The 4110-nt window shown below is 61.3% G+C and carries 3 protein-coding genes; 1 reads left to right on the top strand and 2 read right to left on the bottom strand.

Annotation, left to right across the window (positions count from 1 at the left end):
- Both VFE81_RS13170 and VFE81_RS13165 read right to left on the bottom strand, forming a co-directional pair.
- Positions 1 to 1267: efflux transporter outer membrane subunit (locus VFE81_RS13170; protein WP_325045013.1), on the bottom strand; the 1267-nt coding region annotated here is incomplete at its 3' end.
- Between the two features lie 49 nt (positions 1268 to 1316).
- On the bottom strand, positions 1317 to 1832 hold the full coding sequence (locus VFE81_RS13165; RefSeq protein WP_325045012.1) for a MarR family winged helix-turn-helix transcriptional regulator: 516 nt from the start codon (positions 1830 to 1832) through the stop codon (positions 1317 to 1319).
- A gap of 317 nt (positions 1833 to 2149) precedes the next feature.
- Here VFE81_RS13165 and typA point away from each other — a divergent pair, with 317 nt between their 5' ends.
- On the top strand, positions 2150 to 3976 hold the full coding sequence (gene typA, locus VFE81_RS13160) for a translational GTPase TypA (RefSeq protein WP_325045011.1): 1827 nt from the start codon (positions 2150 to 2152) through the stop codon (positions 3974 to 3976).
- The last annotated feature ends 134 nt before the right edge of the window (positions 3977 to 4110 follow it).

Below are 4110 nucleotides of genomic sequence, written 5' to 3'. Positions count from 1 at the left end.
CATGCGTTGAGGCATCGAGGGCACGCGCGGCATCGCTGGTTTGCTGATCCACTGAACGGATCGAGGCGATCTGCGTGGCGACGTCGTTAAGCGCGTTGATCAAGGTCTGGTTGTAGTTGGCTACGTCCAGGTCAAAGTCCGCGTAACGGCCCTTCAACTGCGAGCGCAGCGCGCCGGCGTCGAAAATCGGCAGGTGAATCGCCGGGCCGAATTGCATCTGGCGGCTACCCGACTTAAGGAAACGGCCCCAGCCGAACGCATCGAAACCAAAACCGGCGGCGAGGTTGATGTCCGGGAAGAATTCCGCTTTCGCTTCCTTCACGTCATGCATCGCGGCTTCCACCTGCCAGCGTGCGGCGACGATATCCGCGCGGCGTGCCACGAGATCGGCCGGCAGGTTGTCCGGCAGCGCGACCGCGTCGCCGCTGGTCAGGACCGGCTTGGCGATCTGCAGGCCGCGATCCGGACCCTTACCGAGCAGCGCGCCCAACTGATAGCGCACCACGGTGATCTGGCCATCGAGATCCGTCAAATTCGACTGGCTGGTCGCGATGTTGCCGTTCGCGGTTTGCCGCTCCACATTGGTATCGAGACCGGCGGCCACGCGGCCGTTGGTGATGCGGCCGATATCCTGGCGGTTGGCGATTTCGCGCGCGGCGATGTCGCGGTACGCATACAGCTGCGCGAGCTGGTTGTACGTGCTCGCCACGGAGGCGGCGAGCGTCACGCGCGCCTGCTGCATGTCGGCTTCAGCAGCCTTTTCCTGCGACACGGCCTGGCCCAGACGCTGGCGGTTCTTGCCCCACAGGTCCAGATCCCACGATGCGCTCGCCAGCACGTTGTTCTCGCTATACCAGGTGCCCCCGTACGGAGGCGGGTAGAGCGCGTTTCCCGAGAACAGTTCGCGGGTCCATGAGTAGCTGCCGTTGACCTTCGGGTACAGCGCCGAGCGCGAGCTTTCAATGTATGACGAAGCCTTGGCGAGGCGTGCCTGGGCCTGCGCGATCGAGGGGCTGCCTTCTAGCGCTTCCGCGATCAGCTGGGGCAACTGCGGGTCGCCGAACTGGTTGGCCCAGTCGAGCGACGGCCACTGGCCGCCCTGGCCGGACAGACTCTGGGTGGACTCGTACTGAGCCGGCGACGAGATCTGCTTGTCGCTCTTCATGCCGAAGTAGTTCGCGCACCCCGTGAGGGCGAGCGCCGTCACCGCGGCGGCGACAGCGGCCCGGCTCGAAAGCGCGGGCGCGGACAGGGAAAGGGATTTCATCGCTCGACTCTTTGAGTGGAATGTAATGATGGACACTGCAAGCAATTTATTACGATTTGCTGTCAAAATTGCTTGTTGCATCACGGGTCAGTCCCGTTTGTTCACCGGAATTGACGAGTACACGGCGCAGCATGCTCTTCAGAAAACCGACTTCCTCAGGGGTAAAACCCCCCAGCAGGCTGTCCAGTACGCCGTTGAAAATAGCGGGCATTTTTGCCGCGATCGCATGACCTTCCGGTGTCAGTGCGAGTCGTACGACCCGGCGGTCTTCGTTGCTGCGCACCCTCGTCAGCAGGCCGCGTTTCTCCAGCCGGTCGACCAGACGCGTGACGGCGCTTGCGTCAATGCCGTATTCACGCGCCAGTTCGGCCGCCAGCAGACACTTGCCGCTTGCCACCATGAACAGAATGCTGCCTTGCTGGCTTGTGATGCCCAGTTCAGCCATGCTGCGCTGCGTGACCAGGTTCGACATGGTCGATTTCACCCGCGTGATCAGATAGCCGACGCTTTCGCCTAGCTGGTACTCGCTGAGATCAGGCGTGGGGGTAGGGGACGGCTCCGTCATGATTCTCGTGCGAATGCAATGGTTGACTAGGCAGGATTATAGAGGGCGGTTGATTGACGCGGCAAGCGTTATTACAGCTTAGGCAAGGAACTTTTCCCGCTCAAGGCAGAATGCGCGCGGTTTTGCGTAGGCTATTGCTGATACAGGGCGGGCTAATTTCTGACGCCCCGCTGGGGGAAAACAGTCGGACTATCAGGGAATACCAGAAAGCTTCATTTCGCCGTGCTATAATGTTGGGTTCCCAAAAGTGCGCTTTGGGCTTTGTTGGCTTCGTACACAATGCTGCTGCTGGCGCACTCAACTGTCTCCAGGTTCCTATGACTCGCGCCCTACGCAATATCGCCATCATCGCCCACGTCGACCACGGCAAGACCACGCTCGTCGACCAACTCCTCCGTCAGACGGCCACGTTCCGCGACAACCAGCAGGTTGTCGAGCGCGTGATGGACTCGAACGACATCGAAAAGGAACGTGGTATCACGATTCTTTCGAAGAACTGCGCGGTCGAGTACGAAGGCACGCACATCAACATCGTCGACACGCCGGGCCACGCCGACTTCGGCGGTGAAGTGGAGCGCGTGCTGTCGATGGTCGACTCGGTGCTGCTGCTGGTGGACGCGGTCGAAGGTCCGATGCCGCAAACGCGCTTCGTGACCAAGAAGGCGCTGGCGCTCGGCCTCAAGCCGATCGTCGTGGTCAACAAGGTGGACCGTCCGGGCGCTCGGATCGACTGGGTGATCAACCAGACGTTCGACCTGTTCGACAAGCTGGGCGCAACTGACGAACAACTCGACTTCCCGATCGTCTACGCGTCGGGCCTGAATGGCTACGCCGGTCTGACGGCGGACGTGCGCGAAGGCGACATGCGTCCGCTGTTCGACGCCGTGCTGGAACACGTTCCGGTCCGCCCGGCCGATCCGGAAGGTCCGCTGCAACTGCAGATCACGTCGCTCGACTACTCGTCGTACGTCGGCCGTATCGGCGTGGGCCGTATCACGCGTGGCCGTATCAAGCCGGGCATGGCGGTGGCCGTGCGTTCGGGGCCGGACGGTGCGATTTTGAACCGCAAGATCAACCAGGTGCTGTCGTTCAAGGGTCTTGAGCGCGTGCAGGTTGAGTCGGCTGAAGCTGGCGACATCGTGCTGATCAACGGTATCGAAGAAATCGGTATCGGTGTGACCATTTGCGCTCCGGAACAACCGGAAGCGCTGCCAATGATCACGGTTGACGAGCCGACCCTCACGATGAACTTCCTCGTGAATTCGTCGCCGCTGGCTGGCCGTGAAGGCAAATTTGTGACGAGCCGTCAGATTCGCGACCGCCTGATGAAGGAACTGAACCACAACGTCGCGCTGCGCGTGAAAGAAACGGGCGACGAAACCACGTTCGAAGTGGCAGGCCGCGGTGAGCTGCACCTGACCATTCTGGTCGAAAACATGCGCCGTGAAGGCTACGAGTTGGCCGTGTCGCGTCCTCGCGTGGTGATGACGGAAGTCGACGGCGTGAAGCACGAGCCGTATGAAAACCTGACGGTCGACATGGAAGACGGTCACCAGGGCGGCGTGATGGAAGAGTTGGGTCGCCGCAAGGGCGAAATGCTCGACATGGCGTCGGACGGACGCGGCCGGACGCGTCTCGAGTACCGTATTTCGGCGCGTGGCCTGATCGGTTTCCAGGGCGAATTCTTGACGCTGACGCGCGGCACGGGCCTGATGAGTCACACGTTCGACTCGTATCAGCCGGTCAGGGAAGGCGGTGTCGGCGAGCGTCGCAACGGCGTGCTGATTTCGCAGGACGACGGCGCGGCAGTCGCGTACGCACTGTGGAAGCTGCAGGACCGCGGCCGTATGTTCGTGTCGCCGGGCGAGCCGCTGTACGAAGGCATGATCATCGGTATCCACAGCCGTGACAACGACCTGGTCGTGAACCCGATCAAGGGTAAGCAACTGACCAACGTGCGTTCGTCGGGTACGGACGAAGCGGTGCGCCTCGTGCCGCCGATCCAGATGTCGCTGGAATACGCGGTCGAATTCATCGACGACGACGAGCTGGTCGAAGTCACGCCGCAATCCATCCGTCTGCGCAAGCGTTACCTGAAGGAACACGAGCGTCGCAGCGCCAGCCGTAAGGGCGCAGTGGACTGATATGACTTTCCGTGTCAATCGGGATCGGTTTTCGTTTTCCTCTGGTGGGTGCATAAATTTCCTGGAGGCGGCGTAGCAGTAAGTCTCGACGGTGGATCGCACTGATATCCGCGGGTTGGTTACCGCATTACAGA

The organism is Paraburkholderia sp. (assembly GCF_035656215.1).
In the GTDB taxonomy this organism is placed as follows: Bacteria; Pseudomonadota; Gammaproteobacteria; order Burkholderiales; family Burkholderiaceae; genus Paraburkholderia.
This window is presented reverse-complemented; position numbering and strand designations above follow the sequence as displayed.